This window comes from uncultured Abiotrophia sp. (genome assembly GCF_963520105.1).
Lineage (GTDB): Bacteria > Bacillota > Bacilli > Lactobacillales > Aerococcaceae > Abiotrophia.
Genome location: NZ_CAUQPN010000006.1, coordinates 51,174 through 76,541 on the forward strand (window position 1 = coordinate 51,174; position 25,368 = coordinate 76,541).

10 protein-coding genes and 2 pseudogenes are annotated in these 25,368 nt (G+C 46.0%); all 12 read right to left on the reverse strand.

Going from position 1 to position 25,368, the window contains the following annotated elements; all coding sequences use genetic code 11:
* Positions 1-21: 21 nt before the first annotated feature.
* The 12 genes and pseudogenes from RWO08_RS06875 to RWO08_RS06930 all read right to left on the reverse strand — a co-directional run bounded on the left by RWO08_RS06875 (position 22) and on the right by RWO08_RS06930 (position 25,098).
* A complete protein-coding gene (locus tag RWO08_RS06875) occupies positions 22-1,050 on the reverse strand; it encodes an extracellular solute-binding protein (RefSeq protein WP_268443415.1) in 1,029 nt (342 codons plus the stop codon).
* Between the two features lie 11 nt (positions 1,051-1,061).
* Entirely contained in the window at positions 1,062-1,898 is an 837-nt protein-coding gene (locus RWO08_RS06880; protein ID WP_291427527.1) for a glycerophosphodiester phosphodiesterase family protein, read from the reverse strand.
* A 227-nt stretch (positions 1,899-2,125) separates the two neighbouring features.
* Complete coding sequence (gene lysS / locus RWO08_RS06885; RefSeq protein ID WP_291427526.1) at positions 2,126-3,634, reverse strand: lysine--tRNA ligase; 1,509 nt, start codon at positions 3,632-3,634, stop codon at positions 2,126-2,128.
* Between the two features lie 205 nt (positions 3,635-3,839).
* Positions 3,840-4,631 (reverse strand): hypothetical protein, encoded by a 792-nt coding sequence (locus tag RWO08_RS06890; protein WP_291430582.1) that lies wholly within the window; start codon positions 4,629-4,631, stop codon positions 3,840-3,842.
* Between the two features lie 334 nt (positions 4,632-4,965).
* Positions 4,966-8,523, reverse strand: a pseudogene (gene rpoC, locus RWO08_RS06895) (DNA-directed RNA polymerase subunit beta'); the annotation flags it as partial.
* A gap of 263 nt (positions 8,524-8,786) precedes the next feature.
* Positions 8,787-12,267, reverse strand: a pseudogene (gene rpoB / locus RWO08_RS06900) (DNA-directed RNA polymerase subunit beta); the annotation flags it as partial.
* Positions 12,268-12,587: 320 nt separating this feature from the next.
* Positions 12,588-13,520, reverse strand: a complete 933-nt coding sequence (locus RWO08_RS06905; RefSeq protein WP_291430584.1) for a dihydroorotate oxidase — start codon at positions 13,518-13,520, stop codon at positions 12,588-12,590.
* 150 nt (positions 13,521-13,670) lie between these two features.
* Positions 13,671-13,967 (reverse strand): helix-turn-helix transcriptional regulator, encoded by a 297-nt coding sequence (locus RWO08_RS06910; RefSeq protein WP_291430585.1) that lies wholly within the window; start codon positions 13,965-13,967, stop codon positions 13,671-13,673.
* A complete protein-coding gene (locus RWO08_RS06915; RefSeq protein WP_314211594.1) occupies positions 13,967-15,886 on the reverse strand; it encodes a heavy metal translocating P-type ATPase in 1,920 nt (639 codons plus the stop codon). The genes RWO08_RS06910 and RWO08_RS06915 overlap by 1 nt, the downstream gene beginning before the upstream one ends.
* 197 nt (positions 15,887-16,083) lie before the next feature.
* Entirely contained in the window at positions 16,084-16,995 is a 912-nt protein-coding gene (locus RWO08_RS06920; RefSeq protein WP_314211595.1) for a pseudouridine-5'-phosphate glycosidase, read from the reverse strand.
* Between the two features lies 1 nt (position 16,996).
* Entirely contained in the window at positions 16,997-18,097 is a 1,101-nt protein-coding gene (locus RWO08_RS06925) for a PfkB family carbohydrate kinase (protein ID WP_314211596.1), read from the reverse strand.
* A gap of 140 nt (positions 18,098-18,237) precedes the next feature.
* Positions 18,238-25,098, reverse strand: a complete 6,861-nt coding sequence (locus RWO08_RS06930; protein ID WP_314211597.1) for a ZmpA/ZmpB/ZmpC family metallo-endopeptidase — start codon at positions 25,096-25,098, stop codon at positions 18,238-18,240.
* Positions 25,099-25,368: the final 270 nt, after the last annotated feature.

Here is a 25,368-nt window from a genome sequence, read left to right on the forward strand (position 1 = left end):
TGTTTATAGCCTAAACGTTGATTATTGGATAAATTCTAGGGTAACCTTTTCAACCCATTGGTCAATGTGTTGACCAACAAATTCCCAGTCAATATCTTGTTGTTTAGTCTTTGAAGCAAACTCTTTAACATAATCTGGAGCTTTTTCCAAAGCCTTCTTATTCGCAGGAATTGTACCGAATTGATTACTCCAAGCCAATTGTGTTTCGGCACTACCGAACCAATTGATGAATTCCTCAGCTAATTCTGTTTTCTTAGAGTTTTTAACAATCCCTAAATGTTCAGAAACGAAAGGCATCCCGATTTCTGGTTGCATAAACTGCATTTTAACGTTGCGTTCTTTCTCTAGTTGAAGTAAGCCGTTCCCCCACATTTGACCGTACTTGTACTTACCTTCAATAATGGCAGTGCGGTGATCTTCCCCTTCAGTATAGATATGGGCATTTTGAATATATTTCTTAACTACTTCCCATCCTTCTTCTGATACTCCAAGCTCACCATCTTTGTCTGCGTAACGCGCTAGGATACTAGCCAAAATCATTTTTGGCGTCCCACCTGAGAGAGCAAAAATCCCGTACTGATCTTTGTACTTAGGATCTGTTAAATCAGTCCAGTCTTTCGGCATAGTTTGCGATTCATTCCCCATCAAAACCAATGGCACGACCGTAATTGGCCAATAGTTTCCGTCTGGGTCTGCGAGCCCCTCAGTTACTTCATCTGCCCAAGCCGGCTTATATGGTTTCAAAACATCTTCTTTTTTAAGCTTATTGTATTCGATAACATTTAAGCCAAAAGTTACATCTGCAATTGAATTATTTTTTTCCCCAATTAATCGATCAGCAATTTCCCCACCGGGAACTTCAACAATTTTAATTTTAAACCCTGCTTCTGCAGCTTTTTCAATTAACCAATCACCACGTCCGCTAGATACTGCATTCGAGTAAACAACGAGCTCTTGCGACTTGTCTGCTTCAGCTTGAACTGCAGTAACACTTGCAACCGTTGAGAATACTGCTAACCCAGCAAACAACATCTTTAACTTCTTAAACATTTTAATCCTCCTTATTTTTGGCAGTTCTGGCGATAAGCTGCGAGCAGAAATGGCCAGTCTGTTTGAATAACATCTGGACGATGTGCCACAATATGTCCCCATCCCTCTGATGGATTGAGAACGGCTTGGTCCTCGTCAAATTGATAAAAAAGATTGTGTCTTACTCCAATATTAATACCGTTAAGTAACACTAGGTATCCAGCTTCACGGAGCGAAGATCGCCAATCAGCAGCAAGCAGAGGTGAATTTTCCTCTGTCGGCAATAACTCCGCTCCAATACAGTGAACATAAGGATAAGCATCAAAATAGGACATGTCCATTTGCTCGCGTAAAATCGGCATGTAAAACACATCGAGTCTATGCGAATTCAACTTAGCCAACAGTTCATCTTCTAGTGGACTTTTGAAGAATACGCGATCTAGTGTTTGTGTATCTACAAATAGTCTCATAAAAGCTGGGTCGTCCCAATAAAACCATGAACGGTCAATGTTAACCAGCCCATCAACTGGTAACCAAGCAAGAAAATCACTCAGCTTCTCTAGATGATATCCCGAATCATCACCAATCCCGTTCAAATAAGCGAGTGCATCAATCTCAGCACTAGTCAATTTTTCTAACGAGCCATTTTCTACCCCTAGTAATCTTTTCTCGTTGTTATGATGGAACAAATAGTAGACCCCATCTTTAGAACGAGCAATATCTACCTCTACTAAATCTGAGCCTAACTGATAGGCCAACTGAGTAGACTTTATCGTATTTTCAGGGATGTTTCCTCCTCTCATACCACGATGGGTTAAGATTAAGAATCCTTTTTCTCTTAACCGTTGATGAAATAATGTGTCCTTCATCAATACTCCTCCTCAAAACAGAAAACGCTAACAATTGTTTACGAATTCATTTTACACGCATTTTTGACTCGTGTCAACTATTTTTTGTAAGGGTATTCTTGAGTGCGGGTAAAGCTCCTAACTATCGTGTTTATAGCTCTAATTTCCAAGTAGATTCGATAAAACCTCCTCTTACTTCAAGTAAAAAAAGAGGACTTATATATAAGTCCTCTTTTGATACACTTATTTTATGAATGGTGGCGCATAGTTGGGAAGAGCAGGACGTCGCGGATAGCAGTAGCGCCCGTGAAGAGCATTACCAGACGGTCAATCCCTAAGCCCCAACCGCCGGTTGGTGGCATCCCATATTCCAGCGCTTCAATGAACTCATCATCCATTGGTTGAGCCTCATCGTTACCCTTGTTCTTTTCTTCCATTTGCGCTTCAAAACGTTGACGTTGATCAATTGGATCGCTCAACTCTGTGAAGGCGTTGGCGTATTCTTTCCCTACAATAAAGAGCTCAAAACGGTCAGTGAAGCGTGGGTCTTCTTCGTTCTTACGCGCCAATGGTGATACTTCCACTGGGTGTCCGTAAACGAAGGTTGGTTGGATACACTTATCTTCACAGTGCTCTTCGAAGAAGGCGTTGATGACATGACCCACAGTGGTGTCGTGGTCGTTGAGTTCCACACCATGCTCTTTAGCCAAAGCTTTGGCTTGGTCGAAGTCCATAGCTTGCCAGAAGTCCACACCTGTAACTTCCTTAATCAAGTCTACCATATGGCGACGCGCCCAAGGTTGACCTAACTCAATGGTGTGACCGTGATACTCCAAGCTAGTCTTGTTAAGGACACGCTCAGCTACATTCTTCAGCATGCCTTCAATCAAGTCCATGACATCTGTATAAACTTGGTAAGCCGTATAACATTCGATAGTGGTAAATTCTGGGTTGTGGGTGGTATCAATCCCTTCATTACGGAAGATCCGCCCTAACTCATAAACCTTCTCAATCCCACCGACTACCAAGCGTTTGAGGTGCAACTCAGTCGCGATGCGGAGATAGAGCTCCATATCCAAGGCATTGTGATGGGTTACGAATGGACGAGCGGTTGCCCCACCCGCGATGGTGTGCAGAACTGGTGTTTCAACTTCCAAGTAGCCTTGGTCGTCTAAGAAACGACGGATTTCGCGCACAATCTTAGAACGCAAGATAAAGCGTTCGCGGCTTTCTTCGTTACTAATAAGGTCCAAGTAACGTTGACGGTAACGTTGCTCTACATTAGTTAAGCCATGGTATTTGTCTGGCAGAGGACGTAAAGCCTTGGTTAGGGGGTGGAATTCTTGAGCGAATACCGAAAGTTCACCTGTATTGGTCTTGAAGACATAACCCACAACGCCGACGATGTCGCCCAAGTCTGCTGCCTTAAACCATTGGTAGCTATCTTCACCTACTGAATCTTGGCGGACGTAGATTTGAATCTTGCCATCCATGTCTAAGAGATGGGCAAAACCAGCCTTACCCTTACCACGTTTGGAGACCATACGGCCTGCCACACGAACCGGGATTTTCTTTTCTTCTAAGGCTTCTTTGTCAATCTCACTGTAGTCGTGCAAGATTTTGGCAGATAAATGGTCCCGGCTAAAGCCCGCCGCAAAAGGGTTCACGCCCGCTTCTGCCATTTGGGCCATTTTCTCACGACGAACCAAAAGCTGGTCGTTAAGTTCAGCCTGGACATCTTGATATTGTTCAGTCATTTAATTTCCTCCTAGTACTGTCTTGACGGCTCTTATCAAAAAAGCCCATACGTCTTTATTGTACCTGAAAAAAGCCTAAATGTCATGACTTTTTCACCTAAGCAGATAAAAATAGCGGGAGACAAGTAAACCACCTAGCTAGCGGACCAATACGGGGGCATCCGATTGGCACAGCAAGCTAGGTGGGCGTAAGAGAATAAGCCAATTAGTGAGTTTCTTCCAAGACATGGAGGGTCAGCCGGTCAAACTGGTGGGTATCATAGCCAAAACGTACCAAAACCTGTTTGATTTGTTGATTGGAATCCAAACAGAAATGACGGACCGACTGCTTGTCCAGCGAAATCACCTTCTGCATCCATTGCTGTTGGGCTTGGCTGAGAACTGAGCGGGCGCCTTCATAGCGAGACCAGTCGCCAATATCGTTGGGCAAGTGGCCCTTTTCCAAGCACCAGAGGGCCGACAGAATATTGCGCATCATCAAGATACATTGCATGCAGTAGTTAATCTCGCCTCGCATCATACCTCTGCATAAGGTATGGAGGTGGGCGTAGTACTTGGTCAGATAGTGGTCAATCATGGCCTGAGTGACTGACAATTCCAAGGCCAAGGAAGATTGTCGCATCGGTTCAATCATGCCTTCTGGGTCCCAAACGACTTGAATTTGTTTGAACCAGATACTTGGCTCAAGTTCTGAAGCATAGTAGGCCAGCACTTTCAACTTGATAAAATGCTCAAAGTAAAAGGAGGCATTGACGTCATTTAGTTCTTCAATAAAGAGCAAATCAGGTGACCAGGTCGCCAACCATTCATAGACTTGACGCTTGGCTTTTTTGTCGATGACAATGAGACGGAGATCGATATCTGAGTAGGGATCGTCCTGACCTTGAAGCGTGTGGCCAGCTAGAAAAAAACCTCTTACCCAGGACTCCTGCTCCAAATCTCGACAAAGGGTACTTAGGAAAACAGCGCGTTGTTGAATCAGCTCTTTTGTTACCATGTGAGCACCTCCCTTTGCCTCTATTATAGCATACCACCCGCAAAATAACACTGACACACTCGAAAATTAAATGATTTTTATGCCATATTATTCGCTTTATATTGAATCTTTTCGGAACTTCTTCAGAATCGGTTCCATTATCTTTCGCGCAATATTCTATCTCATCACTTGATATTTCTAAAAAATTTCATAATTTTGTCAGCGTAAAAAAATAGGCTGGGAATCTTCCCAGCCTATTGGCTCAGCACTTGAAGGCCTAGGCCTTAGCAGGTGCTTGATTTTCTAATTCAATATCTTCGTCTTCTGCTTCGACAATAGGCGGTTGGATGTTGGTTTCTAACTTACGGTAACGGGTCATCCCGGTCCCGGCTGGAATCAACTTACCAATTGTAACGTTCTCCTTAAGACCAAGGAGCGCGTCTTTCTTACCGCGGATAGCAGCATCAGTCAAGACACGAGTCGTCTCTTGGAAGGATGCAGCAGAGATGAAGGACTTAGTTTCCAAGGCGGCCTTGGTAATCCCCATGAGGACTGGACGAGCTGTCGCCGGCACTTCACCGGCTTGAATAGCGTTGGTGTTGGCCTTAGCGAAGTCCGAGATATCCAGTAAGGCACCTGGCAAGATGTCAGTTGAAGCAGGGTCCATAACGCGAACCTTACGCAACATTTGACGAACCATTACTTCGACGTGTTTGTCTCCGATTTCTACCCCTTGACCACGATAAACAGCTTGAACCTCGCGGAGCAAGTAGTTTTCTACGGTCAAGACATCGGTTACGCGGAGTAATTCCTTAGGATCGATTGAACCTTCAGTTAAGGCTTGACCACGTTCTACGCTGTCGCCTTCCGCAACCTTGAGACGGGAAGTGTAAGGCACATTGTAAGTACGGGTATCGGTCACACCCTTAACCGTGATGTCACGGCTACGGTCAGATTCTTTTTCAACGATTGATTCAATAATCCCAGCCACTTCAGTAATCGTTGCTTGCCCTTTTGGATGACGAGCTTCGAAGATTTCTTGGATACGTGGCAAACCTTGGGTGATATCGCCACCACCCGCAACCCCACCGGTGTGGAAGGTACGCATGGTCAACTGGGTACCAGGTTCCCCGATGGATTGAGCGGCAATGGTACCCACTGCTTCGCCGACTTCCACTTCAGAACCAGTCGCTAAGTTGCGACCATAACACTTCTTACATACCCCGTGGTTAGTATCACAGGTGAAGACTGAACGAATGGTTACTTCTTCAATCCCTGCTGCCACGATGGCATCTGCCATGTCTTCCGTAATAATGTGGTTAGCTTCTACTAATACTTGACCAGTTTCTGGGTGACGAACCGTTTTACGTGCGTAACGCCCAATCAAACGTTCTTCCAGAGATTCAATGACGGAGTTACCATCCATAATGGCACGAACGGTCATACCACGGTCAGTACCACAGTCATCTTCACGGATAATGACATCTTGCGCCACGTCAACCAAACGACGAGTTAAATAACCAGAGTCGGCGGTCTTCAAGGCCGTATCGGTCATCCCTTTACGTGCCCCGTGGGTCGAGATAAACATTTCCAAGACAGACAAACCCTCACGGAAGTTAGAGGTGATAGGCAATTCAATGATTCGACCAGATGGCGCCGCCATGTTCCCCCGCATCCCAGCTAACTGGGTAAAGTTAGAGATGTTACCACGGGCCCCGGAGTCAGACATCATCGCGATTGGGTTCAAGCGTGGCAAGGACTTACGCAATTCTTCTTGAATTTGATCCTTAGCTTGTTCCCATGTCCGAATAACGGATTCGTAACGCTCGTCGTCTGTAATCAAACCACGACGGTATTGCTTGGTAATGTTGTCAACACGGCTGTGGGCTTTCTCTAAGATTTCACCCTTAGATTCCAGACGTAATACGTCGGCCGCCCCTACAGTAATCCCGGCACGAGTTGAGAACTTGTAACCCAAGTTCTTCATGCGGTCCAACATAACAGAAGTTTCGGTAATCTTGAAACGTTTGAAGACTTGCGCGATAATGCGCCCTAAGTCTTTCTTCTTAAATGGTGGGACTAAGTCCATCGCCGCAATCGCTTCTGGTACATTTACTCCAGCTTCTAAGAAGTACTTATCTGGTGTCTTCTCAGTTAAGTTCTCGTGTGAAGGCTCATTGAGGTAAGGGAACTCTGGAGGCATGATTTCGTTGAAGAGCAATTTCCCAACGGTCGTTACCATGAGACGTTCCTTTTGCCAATCAGTGAATGGCTTACCAACTAAAGCCTTAGCAGGAATCGCAATCCGAGTGTGGAGGTGAACGTAGCCGTTTTGGTAAGCAATCTCTGCTTCAGAGACATCACTTACAACCAAACCTTCACCAATACGCCCAGCCTCTTCCAAGGTCAGGTAGTAGTTCCCCAAGACCATGTCCTGAGATGGGGTAACAACTGGCTTACCATCTTTAGGGTTCAAGATGTTTTGCGCCGCTAACATGAGCAAGCGTGCTTCAGCTTGAGCTTCTTCAGACAATGGGACGTGAACGGCCATTTGGTCACCGTCAAAGTCGGCGTTGTAGGCTTCACAGACCAGTGGGTGCAAGCGAATTGCCCGACCTTCAACCAAGGTTGGTTCGAAGGCTTGGATTCCCAAACGGTGAAGTGTAGGTGCCCGGTTGAGGAGAACTGGGTGTTCCTTGATAACTTCTTCAATCACTGGCCAGATGGCTGTGTCTTGAGTTTCAATCATACGTTTAGCATTCTTAATGTTGCCCGCAATACCACGTTCCACCAATTCTTTCATAACGAAAGGCTTGAAGAGTTCGATGGCCATTTCTTTTGGCAAACCACATTGGTACATCTTGAGGTTTGGCCCCACGACAATTACCGAACGACCAGAGTAGTCGACCCGTTTCCCTAAAAGGTTTTGACGGAAACGACCTTGCTTCCCTTTCAACATGTGAGAGAGAGACTTGAGTGCGCGGTTACCTGGACCTGTTACGGCACGGCCACGACGACCGTTATCGATTAAGGCATCGACCGCTTCTTGTAACATACGTTTTTCGTTTTGAACGATAATGTTTGGTGCGCCCAAGTCCAAGAGACGTTTGAGACGGTTGTTACGGTTGATTACTCGACGATAGAGATCGTTCAAGTCACTTGTTGCAAACCGGCCACCTTCTAATTGGACCATAGGACGAATATCTGGTGGAATAACCGGCAGCACATCCAAGACCATCCATGATGGCTTGTTGCCTGATAAACGGAAGGCATCTAAGATGTCCAAGCGACGAATCGCCCGCATCCGTTTTTGACCTGTAGCGGTCTTGAGCACTTCCTTTAATTCCGCACATTCTGCTTCTAAATCAACAGCATCCAACAATTCCTTGATGGCTTCTGCCCCCATTTTGGCATAGAAACGGTCACCGTATTCGCGTTTTTTCTCACGGTATTCCATCTCAGTCAAGAGAGACTTGCGTTCTAATGGGGTGTCACCGCTGTCGATTACAACATATGAAGCGAAGTAGATAACTTCTTCCAAGAGTCGTGGGCTCATGTCCAAGACCAAGCCCATCCGGCTTGGGATTCCTTTGAAGTACCATACGTGAGTGACAGGCGCTGCCAACTCAATATGCCCCATCCGTTCGCGACGGACTTTGGCACGCGTTACTTCGACGCCACAACGGTCGCAGACCCGACCCTTATAGCGAATTCGTTTGAGCTTCCCACAGCTACATTCCCAGTCCTTAGTTGGACCAAAGATGCGCTCGCAGAATAAGCCGTCTTTTTCTGGTTTTAGCGTCCGGTAGTTGATAGTTTCAGGTTTTTTGACCTCACCATAGGACCAACTCCGAATTTTTTCTGGAGACGCTAGGCCAATTTGCATCGCTTCAAAATTATTTACATCGATCAAAGGGCTGACCTCCTCTTTCTTTTGTATTGTTCTGTTAGGATTGCCAGCCTAGCCTAGACTTGCTAGGCTAGGGGCTCCTAAAACTTAGTCTAATGAATCGAGTTCGTCTTCAACCGCTGAATCGATGAAGTCTTCCGCGATTGCCTGTTCGTCAAGGTTGATCTCAGCCTTTGGTTCTTCACCTTCATCTTCGGCTTCTGCTGCATGATGGTGAGCCATTTGATCAGCCTTATAGCGGTCGAGGGCATTGAAGTTGATTACTTCATCCTCATCGTCGTCATCGCGTAATTCGATTTCTTGATCATGTTCATCTAAAACTTTGAGATCTAAACCTAAGGCTTGCAATTCCTTAACAAGGACGCGGAAGGATTCCGGTACACCAGGACGTGGAATTGGTTGACCTTTGACGATAGCTTCGTAGGTTTTCACCCGGCCGACTACGTCGTCAGACTTGTAGGTTAAGATTTCTTGCAGGGTATAAGCGGCACCATAAGCTTCCAAGGCCCAAACTTCCATCTCCCCGAAACGTTGCCCACCAAATTGAGCTTTACCACCCAATGGTTGTTGGGTAACCAGAGAGTATGGACCTGTTGAACGAGCATGCAACTTGTCGTCGACCATGTGGGCCAACTTAATCATGTACATAACCCCAACAGAGACTTTACGGTCAAATGGTTCACCGGTTCGACCATCATATAAGATAGTCTTAGCGTCAGCTTCTAAGCCAGCTTCCTTAACTGTTGCCCAGACATCTTCTTCACTAGCACCGTCAAAGACAGGTGTTGCAATCTTGATGCCCATTTCGCGAGCAGCCATCCCCAAGTGTAACTCTAGGACTTGCCCGATGTTCATACGGGATGGAACCCCTAACGGGTTCAACATGATATCAACTGGGGTACCATCTGGTAAGAATGGCATATCTTCTTCCGGCATGATAAGGGAGACAACCCCTTTGTTACCGTGACGACCGGCCATCTTATCCCCTTCGTTAATTTTACGTTTTTGTACGATGTAGACGCGGACCAGCTTGTTGACACCTGGTGCCAATTCGTCGCCAGCTTCACGGGTAAAGATTTTAACGTCGTGGACAATCCCGCCCCCGCCGTGTGGCACACGCAAGGAGGTATCACGTACTTCACGCGCCTTCTCACCGAAGATAGCGTGGAGCAAGCGCTCTTCTGCAGACAACTCGGTCACACCTTTTGGTGTTACCTTACCAACTAAGATATCGCCGTCTTTTACTTCCGCACCGATACAGATAATCCCGTCTTTGTCCAAGTACTTGAGGGCATCTTCGGACACGTTTGGAATTTCGCGTGTAATTTCTTCAGGCCCTAACTTGGTGTCACGGGACTCTGATTCATATTCTTCAATGTGGATAGAGGTATATACATCATCTTTGACTAGACGCTCAGACATGATAACCGCGTCCTCATAGTTATACCCTTCCCAAGTCATGAAGGCTACCAATGGGTTCTGACCGAGGGCCATTTCCCCATTTTGCATAGATGGACCATCTGCTAAGATTTCTAAAGCATCAACTTGGTCGCCTAATTCTACGATTGGACGTTGGTTGTAGCAGGTCCCTGCGTTAGAACGCGCAAACTTAGTTAGACGGTATTCGTCAACTTCACCTTCTGGTGTACGTACGCGAACCTTGTTAGCATCGACATAAACCACTTCACCGGCGCGTTTACATAAGAGCGCAGCCCCTGAGTCGTGCGCTGCCTTATATTCCATCCCAGTCCCAATCAGTGGGGATTGCGGATTAATAAGTGGCACAGCTTGACGTTGCATGTTGGCACCCATCAAGGCCCGGTTGGAGTCGTCGTTTTCCAAGAACGGAATGCTAGCAGTCGCGACAGCGACAACTTGTTTTGGTGACACGTCCATGTAGTCTACTTGGTCAACGTTAACCTCAATGTTTTGTGAACGGAAACGCGCCATAACTAGGTCCTTCGCGAAGGTTCCGTCCTCATTGAGTTTAGAGTTGGCTTGGGCTACTACATACAAGTCTTCCTCGTCCGCTGCTAGGTAGTCAATTTCGGTCGTGACACGGTGTGGCGTAACCGATTTGTCCACTTTACGGTAAGGCGTCTCAATAAAACCATACTTGTTAATCTTCGCATAAGAAGACAAGCTGTTAATCAACCCGATGTTAGGACCTTCTGGCGTCTCGATTGGACACATACGACCGTAGTGAGAGTAGTGAACGTCCCGCACTTCATAGCCGGCACGGTCCCGCGTCAAACCACCAGGCCCTAAGGCTGATAGACGACGTTTGTGGGTCAATTCCCCGAGTGGGTTAACTTGGTCCATGAATTGTGACAACTGGGAGGAACCGAAGAATTCCTTAATAGCCGCTACCACTGGACGAATGTTAATTAATTGTTGTGGCGTGATGGTCGCAACGTCTTGGAGCGACATACGCTCACGCACTACCCGTTCCATCCGGGATAGCCCGATACGGAATTGGTTTTGCAATAATTCACCGACTGAACGGATACGACGGTTAGCCAAGTGGTCGATATCGTCTGTAACACCAATTCCTTGGTCTAAGTAGAGATAGTAGTTCATTGACGCAATAATGTCAGCTGGCGTCAAGCACTTAATCTTCTCAATATTCCCGTTGCCGATTAAGTTAATCACTTGCTCTGGGTTCTTAGGTGAATAAACTTTGATGATTTGTAAATCGATTGGTTGAGCTACCACACTATCTTCAGAAGGATAGAGAGTTACCTTATTCAAGCCAGCCTCTAAATGAGGAATCAAAGCTTGAACACGTTCTTGATCCAAGACCGTTCCTTCTTCAAAGAGTACTTCGCCTGTTTCTGGGTTAACCAAGGTTTCTGCCAGGGTCAAGCCAACCAAACGGTTCTTGAGGTGGAGCTTTTTATTGATCTTGTAACGACCTACAGGTGCTAAGTCATAGCGACGTGGGTCGAAGAAGCGCGCAACCAAGAGGTTACGTGAGCTTTCTGCGGTCTTAGGTTCACCTGGACGGAGACGCTCGTAAATGTCCTTCAAGGCTTCTTCCGTACGAGAGTCTTGAATGTTTTTGTGAACATCCTTCTCGATAGTTAAGTCTAAGAGCTCAGATTGGCCAAAAATATCATAAATCTCGTCATCTGAACCAAAACCTAAGGCACGCATCAAGACAGTCAATGGAATCTTCCGGGTCCGGTCAATGCGGACGTAGGCAATCCCTTTAGCATCTGATTCAAATTCCAACCAAGCCCCACGGTTAGGAATAACCGTAGAAGTATAGCTGTGGCGGCCTTTCTTGTCCATACGGTCGTGGAAATAGACACCTGGAGAACGTACCAACTGGGAAACAATAACCCGTTCCGCCCCGTTGATAATAAAGGTCCCCATTTCGGTCATGATTGGGAAGTCCCCAAAGAAGACTTCTTGTTCTTTGACTTCACCTGTCTCTTTGTTGAACAGGCGCAAGGTTACATAGATTGGTTTTGAGTAGTTAGCGTCATGGCTACGAGCTTCTTCTAAGCTATACTTAGCTTCCTTGAACTCATAGTCTACAAAATGAAGTTCCAAGTTCTCCGAATGATCGACAATCGGCGAAATGTCCTCGAACATCACTTTTAGCCCTTCATCCAAGAACCATTTGTAGGAATCCGTTTGGATTTCAATCAAGTTCGGCAACTCTAAGACTTCGTCGATACGCGCATAGCTTCGACGCTCAGCTTTTTTACCGTATTTCACGATATGACTCAAGCGATTCACCCCTATAATATAATCTAAGAACACCACTTTACATTAAGGTTACAATTATTGATAATTGTTAACAAATGACATTTTTCGGTCTTTGAAGCGCAAAAAAAAGACAACAGAACCAACTCATCGGAGTGACGTTACATGTTGTTTAGGCCTCAAACACCGGCTTGGACAAGATTTCAAGCCGCATTTACTTTCTAAAGTGCATACTCTTGCATCTGAATATTATACGGATTTCAAGTCCTTTTGTCAAGGGGGACTAGCCTCTTAAACCCAAGCATCGAGCCCTCTGCAGAGCAAAGGGCTCGGTGATTGTTTATCTACTAAACTTAGTCAATCTCACGTAATTTACCCCTGAAATCATCTAAGCTCTTATAGCCCTTTGCTTCCATAATAGCCTCCAGCTCAGCGACCAGACGCTCAAAGATGCCTACGCCTTCTTGGTGAAGGGCCGTCCCTACCTGAACTAAACTAGCCCCACAAAGAATATGTTCAAAAACATCCTGACCGGTTCTGACACCCCCGGTGCCAATAATCTTAATAGATGGATTGAGTCGTTGATGGAAGGCCCGCACGTTAGCCAAGGCTGTTGGCTTAATGTAGTCTCCACCTAGACCCCCGAAACCTCCCTTGGGTTTTATCACCACTTGCTCCTTATCTACATCAATATAGAGACCATTGCCAATGGAGTTGACGCAGTTAACATAGGTCAGCGGAAAACGATTAAGGATAGCTGCCATCTGGTCAAAATGAGCAATGTCGAAGTAAGGCGGCAACTTAAGCCCTAGCGGTTTAGTGAAGAAAGAAAAGACTTCTGTTAAGAGTCGCTCTGTCAATTCAAAGTCATAGGCGATTTGAGGCTTGCCCGGAACATTAGGACAAGACAAGTTGAATTCTGTCACGCCTTGATAGGCGCTAGCCTCTATAGTACGCAGGTTCTCAACAATCTCATCGTAGCTTAGACCTACTACCGACAAGAATTGTAGGGCTTGTTGATCCTGGCGCGCTAAGCAATAGTCTAGGTAATAAGCTAATCCTTCATTGGGTAAGCCCATGGAGTTAATGCTGCCCAGAGGCACATCCACATAACGCGGTTGGGGATTGCCTGCTCGATAGTCCCGCGTTGCCGTCTTGGTTACGAAGGCTCCAGCCGCACTTTGTGCTAACTCATCCATCTCGGCCACCGTCATACAGTGGACCCCTGATGCATTCATGAGGGGATTGGCTAAGGGTTTCCCTAAGAAGCTTGTCTTGACAGTCATTTGGTCACCATCTCTTTCTAAAATTTTACCTATTATAGCATAAGTCCAATGTTAACAGAATGCCTAAGGCGAAAATTGTTAACTTTTCTCAACAGAACGTTCGCATCTCTGGTTGCCACGAAAAAACAGGCAGCTAAAGCCGCCTGTCCGCTATTCAGAACGATCCTCAGACAAATGCGTCAGAGAGTCTGTGATAATGTGTTTAACGTGGTCGTCGTCCAAACTATAATAGACATACTTACCTTGTTTACTAGCCTTAACCAACTTCATTAACTTCAAAAGTTTAAGTTGGTGGGAGACCCCCGAAAGAGTTAAGCAAGTCGCCTCAGCTAATTCATTCACATTGGCTTCTTGCTTCATTAAATGTAGCAAGAGTTTGAGTCTGGAAGGGTCCGCTACTGCTTTAAAAAATTGTGCTAGCTCTTCAATTACTTGTTCGTCATACATTATGATTCACCTCGTGATGATAAGGGGACTAGAAGTCGTAACCCGTTTAATATCACTAGAAGAGTTGAGCCTTCGTGCCCCACTACACTTAGGGCGATATTGGAAACTTGGCCGACATTCATTATAACTAAGGCTAACACAACTAGCATGGAAAAGCCAATATTCTGCCAGATAATCCGGTCATGCTTCTTAGCTAGGCGATGCAAATAAGACAGAGATTGGAGTTGATTTCGAACGAGAATCACATCCGCCGTCTCCATAGCCACATCCGTCCCTTGACCCATCGCAACCCCTAGACTTGCGCTAGCCAGGGCAGGCGCATCATTGACGCCATCCCCCACCATGGCTACCATCTGGTGTTTGTCCATTAGCTTACGGATTTCCTCTGCCTTCTGGTCAGGCATGACTTGGGCTTGGACGGATTGGATCCCTAATTGCTGGCCAATGACCTGCCCCGTCAACTCGGCATCCCCCGTTAACATGACGGTTTTAACACCGACTCGCTTGAAGTAATCCAGAGTTTGACGGGCATCTTCTTTGGCAATATCCATCAGCGCCACCGCTCCCAAGACTTCTTGGTTTTGAGCCAAGTAAACCACTGTCTTACCCTGACTTTCCCATTCTCGACCTTGCCGCTCATAGTCTGGTGCCACCGCTTCAAAGGCAGTCGGCTTAGCCACCTGATAGCTACGGCCTCGATAATCTGCATAGAGTCCCTGCCCCATCTGATTGCTGACTTCTAAATCCAAAACGGGCAAACTAGCATAATGAGCCACAATGGCCTGCGCTAGAGGATGATTAGCTTGGCGTTCCATAGACACCCAAACAGCCAGTAGCTGTTCAGCTTCAGCTGATAAGAGGATGTCTGTCACCTGAGGCCGCCCCTGAGTTAATGTCCCCGTCTTATCAAAAGCAATAGCGCTAAGGCCTGACACTTGATGTAGGTGGCTCCCACCCTTGACTAGTACCCCTTGCTTAGCCAAATTCGATAAGGCTGACAAAGTTGCAGGAATAGCGCTAGCAGCTAAGGCACAAGGCGAGAGGGCAATGAGCATAACCAAGGTTCGATAGGCTATTTCATGAAATGAGAGCGATCCCCATAGTGTCACCACGAGCGCATACAAGGCCGTAAAGAGGAGCGCCCCCTTCACATATGCTGGCTCCAAGCGCTGAATCTGACTCGCTACCGGACTTTGTTTGGCCTGCGCCTCCTTGACTAGGCCAAGGATTTTGGCAAAAGTAGTTTGATCTGCCAAACGTGTTACTCGCATGACAAAGCTACTATTGCCATTGAGGGTCGCCGCATAGACCCTGTCACCTGCGCTTTTTTCTTGCGGTATACTCTCGCCGTTTATCATAGCCTCATTAATGACTGCCTGGCCACTCACAATTCGACCGTCAATAGGGATTTGGGCGCCATTTAGCACCTGCACCTGATCCCCAACAGCTAAATCTTGAACCGGTACGATTGTTACTGTGCCATCTCCCGCCAAGAGACGTGCTTCTTGAGGTTGCATGGCTAAGAGACTCGTCATTTCCTTCTTAGATTTGGCTTCTGCATAGTCCTCCAGAAAATGAGCACCAGCGAATATCAATATCAGCAAGGCTGCTTCTTGGAATTGCCCAATTGCCATGGCACTTAAAGCCGCCAGCCCCATCAATAAGTGAGTATTAGGACAAAAACGGCGCGCTTTGTAGCTAGCCTGCCAAGTCTCTAGCAAACCCTCACTTAAGACATGATAGCCGGACAAAAAGACCGTTAAGCTATAGAGGGCATTCACTAGCAGAGATGCTTGGCCTGTAAAAAGCCCTAGGAAGAAAGTAAGAAGCCCAATTACATAGGCAAAGATAGCTGATTTGAATGCATGCGCGTGGCCGTGGTGCTGATGTGTATGAGAATTGTGGTCATGATCACACATCTCATCCGCCTCCTTTATTTAGATTGAACAATTATTCAAGTGTTGATAGTTTTATTATATGATATCTAGTAGAAAAGTCAAGCCCTTCTGGCTAGCCATCGACCCATCAACAAAAAATGATGCAGACCGTCACCAGCTTCCCACCAACAAGACATACAAAAAGCCGGGACATTCAGTCCCGGCCACCATAAATAAGCTTAACGTTCTTGATAGGCTTTAGCAATCTGTGCCCCTAATTTGGCGTTATTATAAACCAATTGAATATTAGTATTTAAGCTAGCCCCATCTGTTAATTCAACAATCTTAGCTAATAGGAATGGCGTGCTATCTTTGCCTCGAATCCCTTTCTCATCTGCTTCTTTTACAGCCGCATCGATAATGGCATCAATTTTTTCATGTGGAATTTCGTGCTCAGCAGGAATTGGATTCGTCACCAAAATCCCACCCTTAAGGCCAAGCGCTTCAGAGTAGTCCATCATGGCCGCAATTTCTTCTGGCTTGTCTGCGCGACTGTTGAGCTTGTATTCTGAAGTCCGTGTGTAGAAGGCAGGTAGGTAATCCGTTTGGTAGCCCACTACAGGCACCCCTTTGGTTTCCAAATATTCCAAAGTTCTTGGTAAATCCAAAATAGCTTTGGCGCCCGCGCAAACGACCGTCACTGGTGTTTGACCTAATTCGTCTAAGTCCGCAGAAATATCCATGGTTTCTTCTACACCGCGGTGCACACCACCAATCCCGCCAGTAACGAAGATCTTGATACCCGCTAAATGCGCCCCAATCATGGTCGTTGCGACTGTCGTAGCCCCTAAGATGCCTTTGGCGAAGACTTCTGCCAAGTCACGTCGAGATACCTTAGCAACTGGCTTCTCGCTAGCCAAACGTTCTAAATCAGCTTCTTCTAAACCAATCTTAAACTGACCATCCATGATGGCGATTGTTGCTGGCACGGCGCCATTATCGCGAATAATTTGTTCTACTGTTTTAGCCATTTGAACGTTTTGTGGATAGGGCATCCCGTGAGAAATGATAGTAGATTCTAAAGCGACAACAGGTAAGTTGTGGTCTAAAGCGTGTTGTACTTCTTTACTAATAGATAATAAGTTTTTCATCTTAGGATAAACCTCTTTCTTTTAATGTCTGATAGTCACTCTCCAACTGGCTAGCAGAGAGATTGAGTCTAACGGTTTGTTTGGCTTGAACCGTATGATAGGAATTGGCCATCCCATAATAAATAGATGTCTTAGCATCATGCCCTGTCAACTGACCATAGAGAAGACCAGCAGAGAAGGCATCGCCTGCCCCTGTTACATCTACTACATTTTGCGCTAGGAGAGGCTGGACCTCCTGGCGGCTGCCATCCTGATGTCCATAGAAACTACTACGTGTCCCCCTGGTCATGACAACTTGCAAGACGCCGGTTGCTAACCAGGCATCCAATAAGTCTGAAGCAAGCAAATTGCCAAAGCGGCTGATGGATTCATCCTCATTTACAACAAGCCAACTAACGCCACTCAAATCTTCTGGCAAATGGCTCATCTTGGGCCCACTGACCGGGATAATGGCAAGCGGAATTGATTCAGCTTTTGCAAGTTGAATCAAATAAGTCACGGTTTCTAGAGGCAAGTTCAAATCCAGAATCAGGTAATCTGCTAGTTTAAGCCGTGGAGCAAATTGACTAATCCAATCCAAATCCATCTGGTCGGCAATCGCCATATCGGCTAGCGCCAATTGCATATCCCCGGACTCATCCAAGATAGCGCTATAGGTTGACGTTGCCACCTCTGGAATTTGAGTTACCTGGCTCATATCCACGTAGGCCTGAGTCTGCTGCTTAATCCAGTCGTAATCCTGATCCATTCCCGCTACTGACAGCAATTGAACCGTTTGACCTAATCGCCCTAAATTCTCAGCTACGTTGCGGACTACGCCGCCCACACTGAGAGTCGAGGTGACAGGGTTACTAGTACCGAGCTGCATTGCGCCAGTTAGACGAAATTTACGGTCGATATTCATCCCACCGATGCAATAAATTCGCCGCGCCTCATTCAGAATATAGGCTCGTCCGCGTAGCTGATGTTTCTGCATCAGAGAGGAGATTAAACTAGCCACCGTTGACCGACTAATTCCCATCAATGTCGCCAATTCTTGCTGGGTGCGGAAAGGGTCTTCCTCAATCAAGGCAAGCACCTTGGCTTCATTAGGCGTTAACATAGGCACCGCCCTTCTAGACCATTGTCTCTAAAATAACTTTTGTCTATATGGTACTCTTTCTGCCCTTAAAAAGCAAGGGAGACTATTATATTCCATCCAAACTACAAAAAACAGCAGCTTTAGCTGCCGTTTTCTGCTTTCTATTCGTTGGCAAAAATAGATTGACGGAAGTCATTCGAAGCCTTGAATAGTTCAAGATAGATTTCCTTCTTCAAGTTATAGACATCATTCCGTATATTACCCGTCTGACGAGCTGATAGCACTCTGTCAACAGCTTCCTTCATCAGCGCTTCAATATCCGCCAAGCTAGTCACTTGACGATTGCGTACTGTAACAGGACGAAGCGTTGCCCCATTAGCTACCTTATCCAGACGCTCCTTGAACATAGCCTTCTTAAAGGCATTAAGATCTTGGAAGTCGCCGTTAGAAATCTTCTGGATAATATAGTTATCATTTAGGGTCTGGCCATCCGTTCTAGCTTGGCGTTCTAATTGGTTGGAAGCATAAGGGATAAAACCATCTTTATAACCCTTATAACCCATCAGTTCCCAAGCCATTCTTTTGAACCACCAACCGCCTGGTGAGCCTTTATCATTTTGGCCTGTCCCGTACATTGGATGGAACATATTAACTCGTTCATAAGAGTTGCGATCCGTCTCAAAACCATTACGGAAGTAGCGTTTTGGCGCTAAGCTACGATCAATGAAGTCATCAATCGACTGGATATTAAAGTTTGTCCACTCTTCATCACTAATCTCTACTACCTTATTATTGACATGGTTAGGCCCATTCGGCACATTAATGAAGCGGTTGAACCATTGTTTCATGGCATCTGGACCCTTTTCTAAGACTGCTTTGGCTTCAGCATAGTCTAGCAAGTAGAGGATATCGAAGAGTCGGTGGACATATTGACCCCAGTCATCTGCAGACTGGAAGCGTGATGGTGTCGCGTTATAGAGACGGTTCGTCTTATCGCTCCAGTCAAAGGAGGTATTAAGCCCAATATGATCATACTCTGGTCCCTCAGGTGACTGCAAGAGCCCTTGAGCATATTCTTCCCAGACTTCCTCCGGACGCCAGCTGTTTCCACCAAGATAGACTGATTTTTCCATATTATGGACTAGCTCATGGGTATAGTGGGACGTTCCAACGTAGTCGGATAAAATGTCTGTGAAGACAAAATACACACCATTGCTAGTGTCAGCATATGCTCCAGCTCCATTGTTATCATAGAAACGATCGATTCGACCAAAGAATTCCTTAATACCCATAGATGGATATTTAACTGGCCGATTGGAGGTGTCATTGCCTAACCTATCATACCAACCACCGTTCTTGCCATTAGCATAACCATCCCAGATTAGCATAGCATTTCTACGAGCCATGCGCTCTTTGACAGTTGGTAAGGCTACACGATACCAGGTATCAACGTGCATTTGCTGACGATCAGCTAAAGTCTTAACGCGTTTGTCAAACTCTTCTGGCGCTAGGTAAGGACGACGATCTGTCGACCCCAAGGTTAGCGATAAAACATTGGATACTAAGAAAATTCGACTCTTCTTAAGGTTGAGTAAAGGCAAGATGTAATCACGATAATCCGGCACAGATAAACGATCGTAGACCTTATAAGGAGATTTATTTAGCCCTTCTTCAAGAGACGGACGTTCCTCCATGGTAACATTAGCCTTAGTTGCATCTCGGAACCATTCGTATTGATCAAACTTGGTCCATAACTCGCGGAAATAAGTTAGATAATCAAGAACCGTTGGTAATTTGCTGTCAGCACTTAAGATTCTGCTGTATGTCTTGGCGCTATTCTTAGAACGCAAGGTTTGAACACCCTGACTTCCAATACTAATCAGCTTATCAATAATGCTCTTTTGATTACCGAAGAAGTCTGACTGATAGGTGGCAATCTCCCCTAGGTTATGTTCTCCAAAATTAATACGGTAGTGGTCTTGAAGATATGCCAGACCTAAAAGCAGGGCGCCACGATTATCCTTGAGTTTCTGAATCAAAGCAGCACGCGCCTGCTCATTATCTCCCAGATAGTTGGCCTCCTGGCGAATAATCTTCACTAAGTCATTGGCTAAGGTATCTTGGAAAGCGCCAAAGGTTGCATTGAAGAAGAGTGTCTCAATCTGATAGGCACGCTGTTCGCGGCGATAGACTTCTAAATCTTCTGCAATTTCTTCCTCAGTTGCTGATCGGCCAAGCTTGTTCTCTAGGGCCGTTCGGCGATCATTTTTGACTCTGGCACTTACATCTGTGTAGAGATTATTGACACCTGCGGCTTGCCAAACAGCGTCAGATGATAAACCTGTCTCTTTCATGATATCGAGGACTGCATTCATGACATCATCCACTGATTTCAGCACTTGGTTAGGTGTATAGATAAGACCTGAATCCTCTAATTGATACTCAACCACGCCTGTTTGTTTGAACTCAGATTTCGCACCTAAGGCCAAGTATTTCACTGATTTATCAGCAAAGTGCAACATAATCCGGTCCATTGCTTGGTTGTAGTCCGTCACAAAAGCATTACCTTGCATTGGCGTAACCGCCAAGAGCACCTGAGTCGCCAACTTGCTGTCTGGCGCCACTAAGTTCCCATACTTAACAATTTGCTCCTTATTATAGAATGGCAGGAGTTTCTCCATATTGGCATAGGCCTGAGCACGACTAGCTTGATAATTAGCCAAACGACTATAATCGGTTGATTGTTGGTTGATTTGATCGACATAAGAGCTTGCAGGCGTATCCGTCAGGACCCCACCGGCCGCTTCTAATTGACTAGCTAATTTATCCACATCAGCTTGACTAGCCTTAGCAGGTTTAAAACTTGGCTCTTCTACACCGGTTACGCGTTCAGTCATCTTCCAAGCCACTTGATCATTACGGATATAGCCTTCTGAAATAGCACCATTATCACCGTAAACACGGTAGCCATTAGTGACTGCCACGTCTGAGATGATGTTTTCTAATCGCCCATTCATCCAAGTAGAGCCGACGACCCCACCTACTTGTCCCCCGCTTCGACCTTGAACGGTAGAGCCTGTATTAGTAAGGCTTCCTTTGACAAGGACATTCTTGACTACTGCCTTGCCTTGGCTGGACACAACTCGACCAAAGGCTACACCCGCCCGAGCACTTTGCGCGTTTAGATTTACGTTCAGCTTGGCATCGACATATGCGTTAGTAACACTGGATTGTTCAAGTAGGCCGACTAAACCACCCACTTCTTGGGCCTGGTTAGGCTGGCCACTCTGGCTAATCTCACCTTGGAATCGAACATTCTCAAGCCTGCTACCACCTACAACCGTATGAACAATACCTGCTACATTGGTCGTCCCTGACACGCGCCCAGAAACTGCCACATCACTGATTATCGAATTAGTCGCCCGCTTGGCTAGCGCAGCCATAGAATTACCTGATTCAATGGCCACTTGTTTAAGGTCTAAATGCTTGATAGTCGCTTGGTTTAACTGATCAAAGAGTGGTGCAACCAAATTATAGATAGCATGTTGCGCGCCGTCTGCAGTCTGGCCGGATAGAGTCCCAGTGAAGGTTCCCACAAAATAGGCGGTCGCGTCGGCTGCTAAGCTGACCTCGGACGCTGATAGGTTGGCACCCAGGATGTAGTCTCCAGCTGGGTTTTGGCGTATAGCCTCAAGCAAGCTCTTAAAGCTATAATGCACATTCCCATCCGCTGGACGTTCTTGACCAACTAGGAATTGATAGCCTTGGTGATAGTCACTTGAGCCGCCTTGATTTTGTACTAGCTCAGGGGCCTGGGTAGTCACTTGATAATAAGACTGACCCTCATGACTAACTGTCTCAATAGAAGCAACTGGCAAATAGACATCCTTGAAGCGGTCAGACTGTACTTTAACATAATAATTATTTAAATCAGATGGAACCTGACTCAAACTAGCCACCAACTGATGACTACCGTCAGCTTGTCGATGGAAGAGCTGCACACCCTTGATTTGTTTGAGCTCAATCTTCTTCAAATCTAACTCTATTGCTTGATCCTCTAACTGATCTTTCGACTGAGCACCTTGCTGGTTCTCATAATCCATCACAGTATGGAGACGATAAGACACATGATAATCCAACCCATCAATATTTGCGGTCAAATTTTGGATTGGGACTGTCTTAACTAGACGATCCCCCTGGAAGACTTGTACCTTGCCTCCCCGGTAAAGTTGGTTAGGGTCTTCTAACTGATAACGCACGGTGACGACCCGAGATAAATCAGATGCAGGTGCTTCAACATTAACAGTTGTATATTTAGGTTCTACCTGCTCCAATTGCGCTAAGGCCTCTCGAAGGGCTTGAGTCGCTTGGTCAACCGCTTCTTGGTTGCTATCGCCATCTTCTAAAACGGCCTGAGCAGCTTTGAGCTGGTCAGCAACTTTTTGGAAGCTAGCTGGCGTATAACGATTGGCGACAACTTCTTGTGCTGCCTCAACCTGTTGGCCAAGTGCTTCTTTATTTGCGCGGTCCATTAAGAGAGCTTGCGCTTGGTCTTTCAGCGCTTGAGCGGCTTCCACAGCCTCGATTGCGGAGGCTACTTCTTCTGGTGTGGCATCTTGATTAGCTATCAAAGCTTGAGCATTAGCTTTTGCTTCATCAATAGTAGCTTGATGCCCAGCAAGTGCCTGGCTGAAATTATTCACACTGCGTGTTGTTTTACCTGTCGTGTCAACTGGTAGATTCAACTGTGCCAGAGCTCGTTGTAAATCCGCTTTGTCCACAAGATCCAAAATGCCCGCTTCTGCTAATTCTAGCTGTTGGAAAGACTTGTTGACTTTTTCCGTACTTGCCAAAACCTCTTCTGGAGTAGCATTAAGATCTTTTAATAGTTGAGCAGCTTCTTGACTCAATTGCAAAGCAAGGTCTTTTGCCGCTTGGTAAGTTTGAACGGTCTTTGGTCGTTTCTGATCTGTTACAACTGGTTTTTGAATCGCTTGTTCCAGATTATTTTTGGCTTTCTCTAAGGCGGACTTATCTGCTTGTTGTCGTAGCAAAGCTTTAGCTTGATCAAGTTTAGCCTGCACTTCATTTACTGCTACCAAGGCCTTATCCACTTGTTCCTGCTTAACATCTGGATCAGCTAAGATAGCTTGCGCTTGAGCACGCGTAGCTTCTAGACTGTCTCTCAATAAATCTAGCGCTTGTTGGTAATCCGCAATACTTTGCGGTGTCTTCTGGTCTGTATCAACAGGTACATCTAGTAAAGCCAAAGCTGATACTAGCGCCTGTGTATCTGCCTTAGCTTGGAGAGCCTTGGCGGCAGCTTCCAAGGATTTGGCTTGGTTCACTACTGACCGAGTCATCGCTTCTACATCAGCATCTGCTGCTTCAGGATCCTTCACTACTGACTGAGCATTCTGGAGTGTTGCTTGTATTTTGCGAATTTCATCAGCCAAGGCCTGTTGGCTACTTGGCGTCTTATCGCTTAAGTCAAGAGCTTTGGCTGTTTTTACTTGCTCTGCTAAAGCTGCCACAGCAGTTTCTAATGGCGACTTATCTGCCTGACTTACTAAAACCTCAGACAAGTTCTTGGTGCGATTAACTAACTCTTGCGCTTCTTGAGCCAAGCTATCAATTGTCGACTGATCTGTAGTCTCAGGTGCAGCCTTGATTTCTTTTACCTTATTAACAAGCGTTGCAAGACGGGATTTCAGTTTAGAGGATTCCTCCTTGAAAGAGGCAATTGAACTAGGGGTTTTCCCTTCCGTGACAGCCACTTCTAGGTCATCCACTTGAGCTTCTGCCAACTCCAAAGTCAAATTTAAGACTCTATACTCAAAAGGCTTCGGAGTATTAGGTGCTGGAGCCGTATTGGCACTTGGTTCCTCTGCTGGTGGCGTTGGTGCTGGGGTCACGTTGGTGCTCGGTCCCTCTGCTGGCGGCGTTGGCGCTGGTGTCACGCTAGTGCTCGGTTCCTCTGCTGGTGGCGTTGGTACTGGTGTCACGCTGGTGCTCGGTTCCAACGCTGGTGGCGTCGTCGCTGATGTCACGCTGGTGCTTGATTCCTCTGCTGGTGGCGTCGTCGCTGGTGTCACGCTAGTGTTTGATTCCCCTGCTGGTGGCGTCGGCGTTGGTGTCGCGTTGGTGCTCGGTTCCAACGCTGGATTCGTGCTGGTGTTTGGCTTTTCAGGTTTGGTCGTTGACACCGGTGTCACGTTGGCGCTCGATTCCTCTGGTTGCAGTGTCGGCGTACTATCGGCACTTGGTGTCTCAAATTGCACTGACACCAGAGGACTTTCACTACTTACTCGCGTGGATGTTCCACTGGAGGATTCTGAAGAAGCTACTGACTCGAGGTTGCTCGTTGCACTAATTGCACTATTACTAGAAACATTAGGTCCCACTTGCTCTAGCTCACTGGCAGGAAAATACCCTACATAGTCATAACCTTCAATACTTAACTTTGGATCAGGTAATGCTTGCCCCACAGGTGTTTGAAAGCTTTGATTAAACTGTTCTAGTAGACGCGTCTCAACCGCCTGTAAACTTGGGGCCAGCAAAACCTGTCCCGTCATGGTTATAACCATCAGACTAGTCAAAGCCTTCTTCTTATCACGAACTAAGCCAACGGCAAACACAAGCAGCGCCGCACCTGCTGCTAGACCTAATAGGGTTGATGATTCGCCTGTGACTGGCAAATGATTTTTCCCTGTATTTGCCTGATAAACAAAATAGTAGACTTGATCTGCCTCAGCAATTTGGCTAGGGGTTCCTGCTTTAATGGCTTGGCGTTGTTCCAAAGATAATTCTTCAATGGATACATACCGATACTGAGTGGACACTTGTTTGGTTACCTGTTGAGAACTTGTAACTGTCGTGGCAGTCTGTGCCTGAACGACAGGTGCCGCTACCGCTGACACAAAAAAACTTCCTATTACAACGGAAGCAATCCCAACAGAAAATTTCCGGACGGAAAAACGTTGGACTGTATTAAGGCTACTAGAGCTCTTAGATTTCTTCATTGAGCTTTTCCCTTTCTTAGTAAATTATTATTCGCTAGTGTATTTTACCACAAAAAAATTAATAAATATATGGTTAAACTAGATTTTCTCATATTTTATTGATAAATCAATTTATTCCATCGTTTCCAAGAATAACTGAACAGTCTAATTAAAGCCCCACATGGCATAACCAACTAATAACATCGAGGTTTCATCATTTTATAATTCCTTAATATCTCGATTCATACTTTCATCAAACAACCTGCTTACGCAAAAAGAGTGTTGATAGCC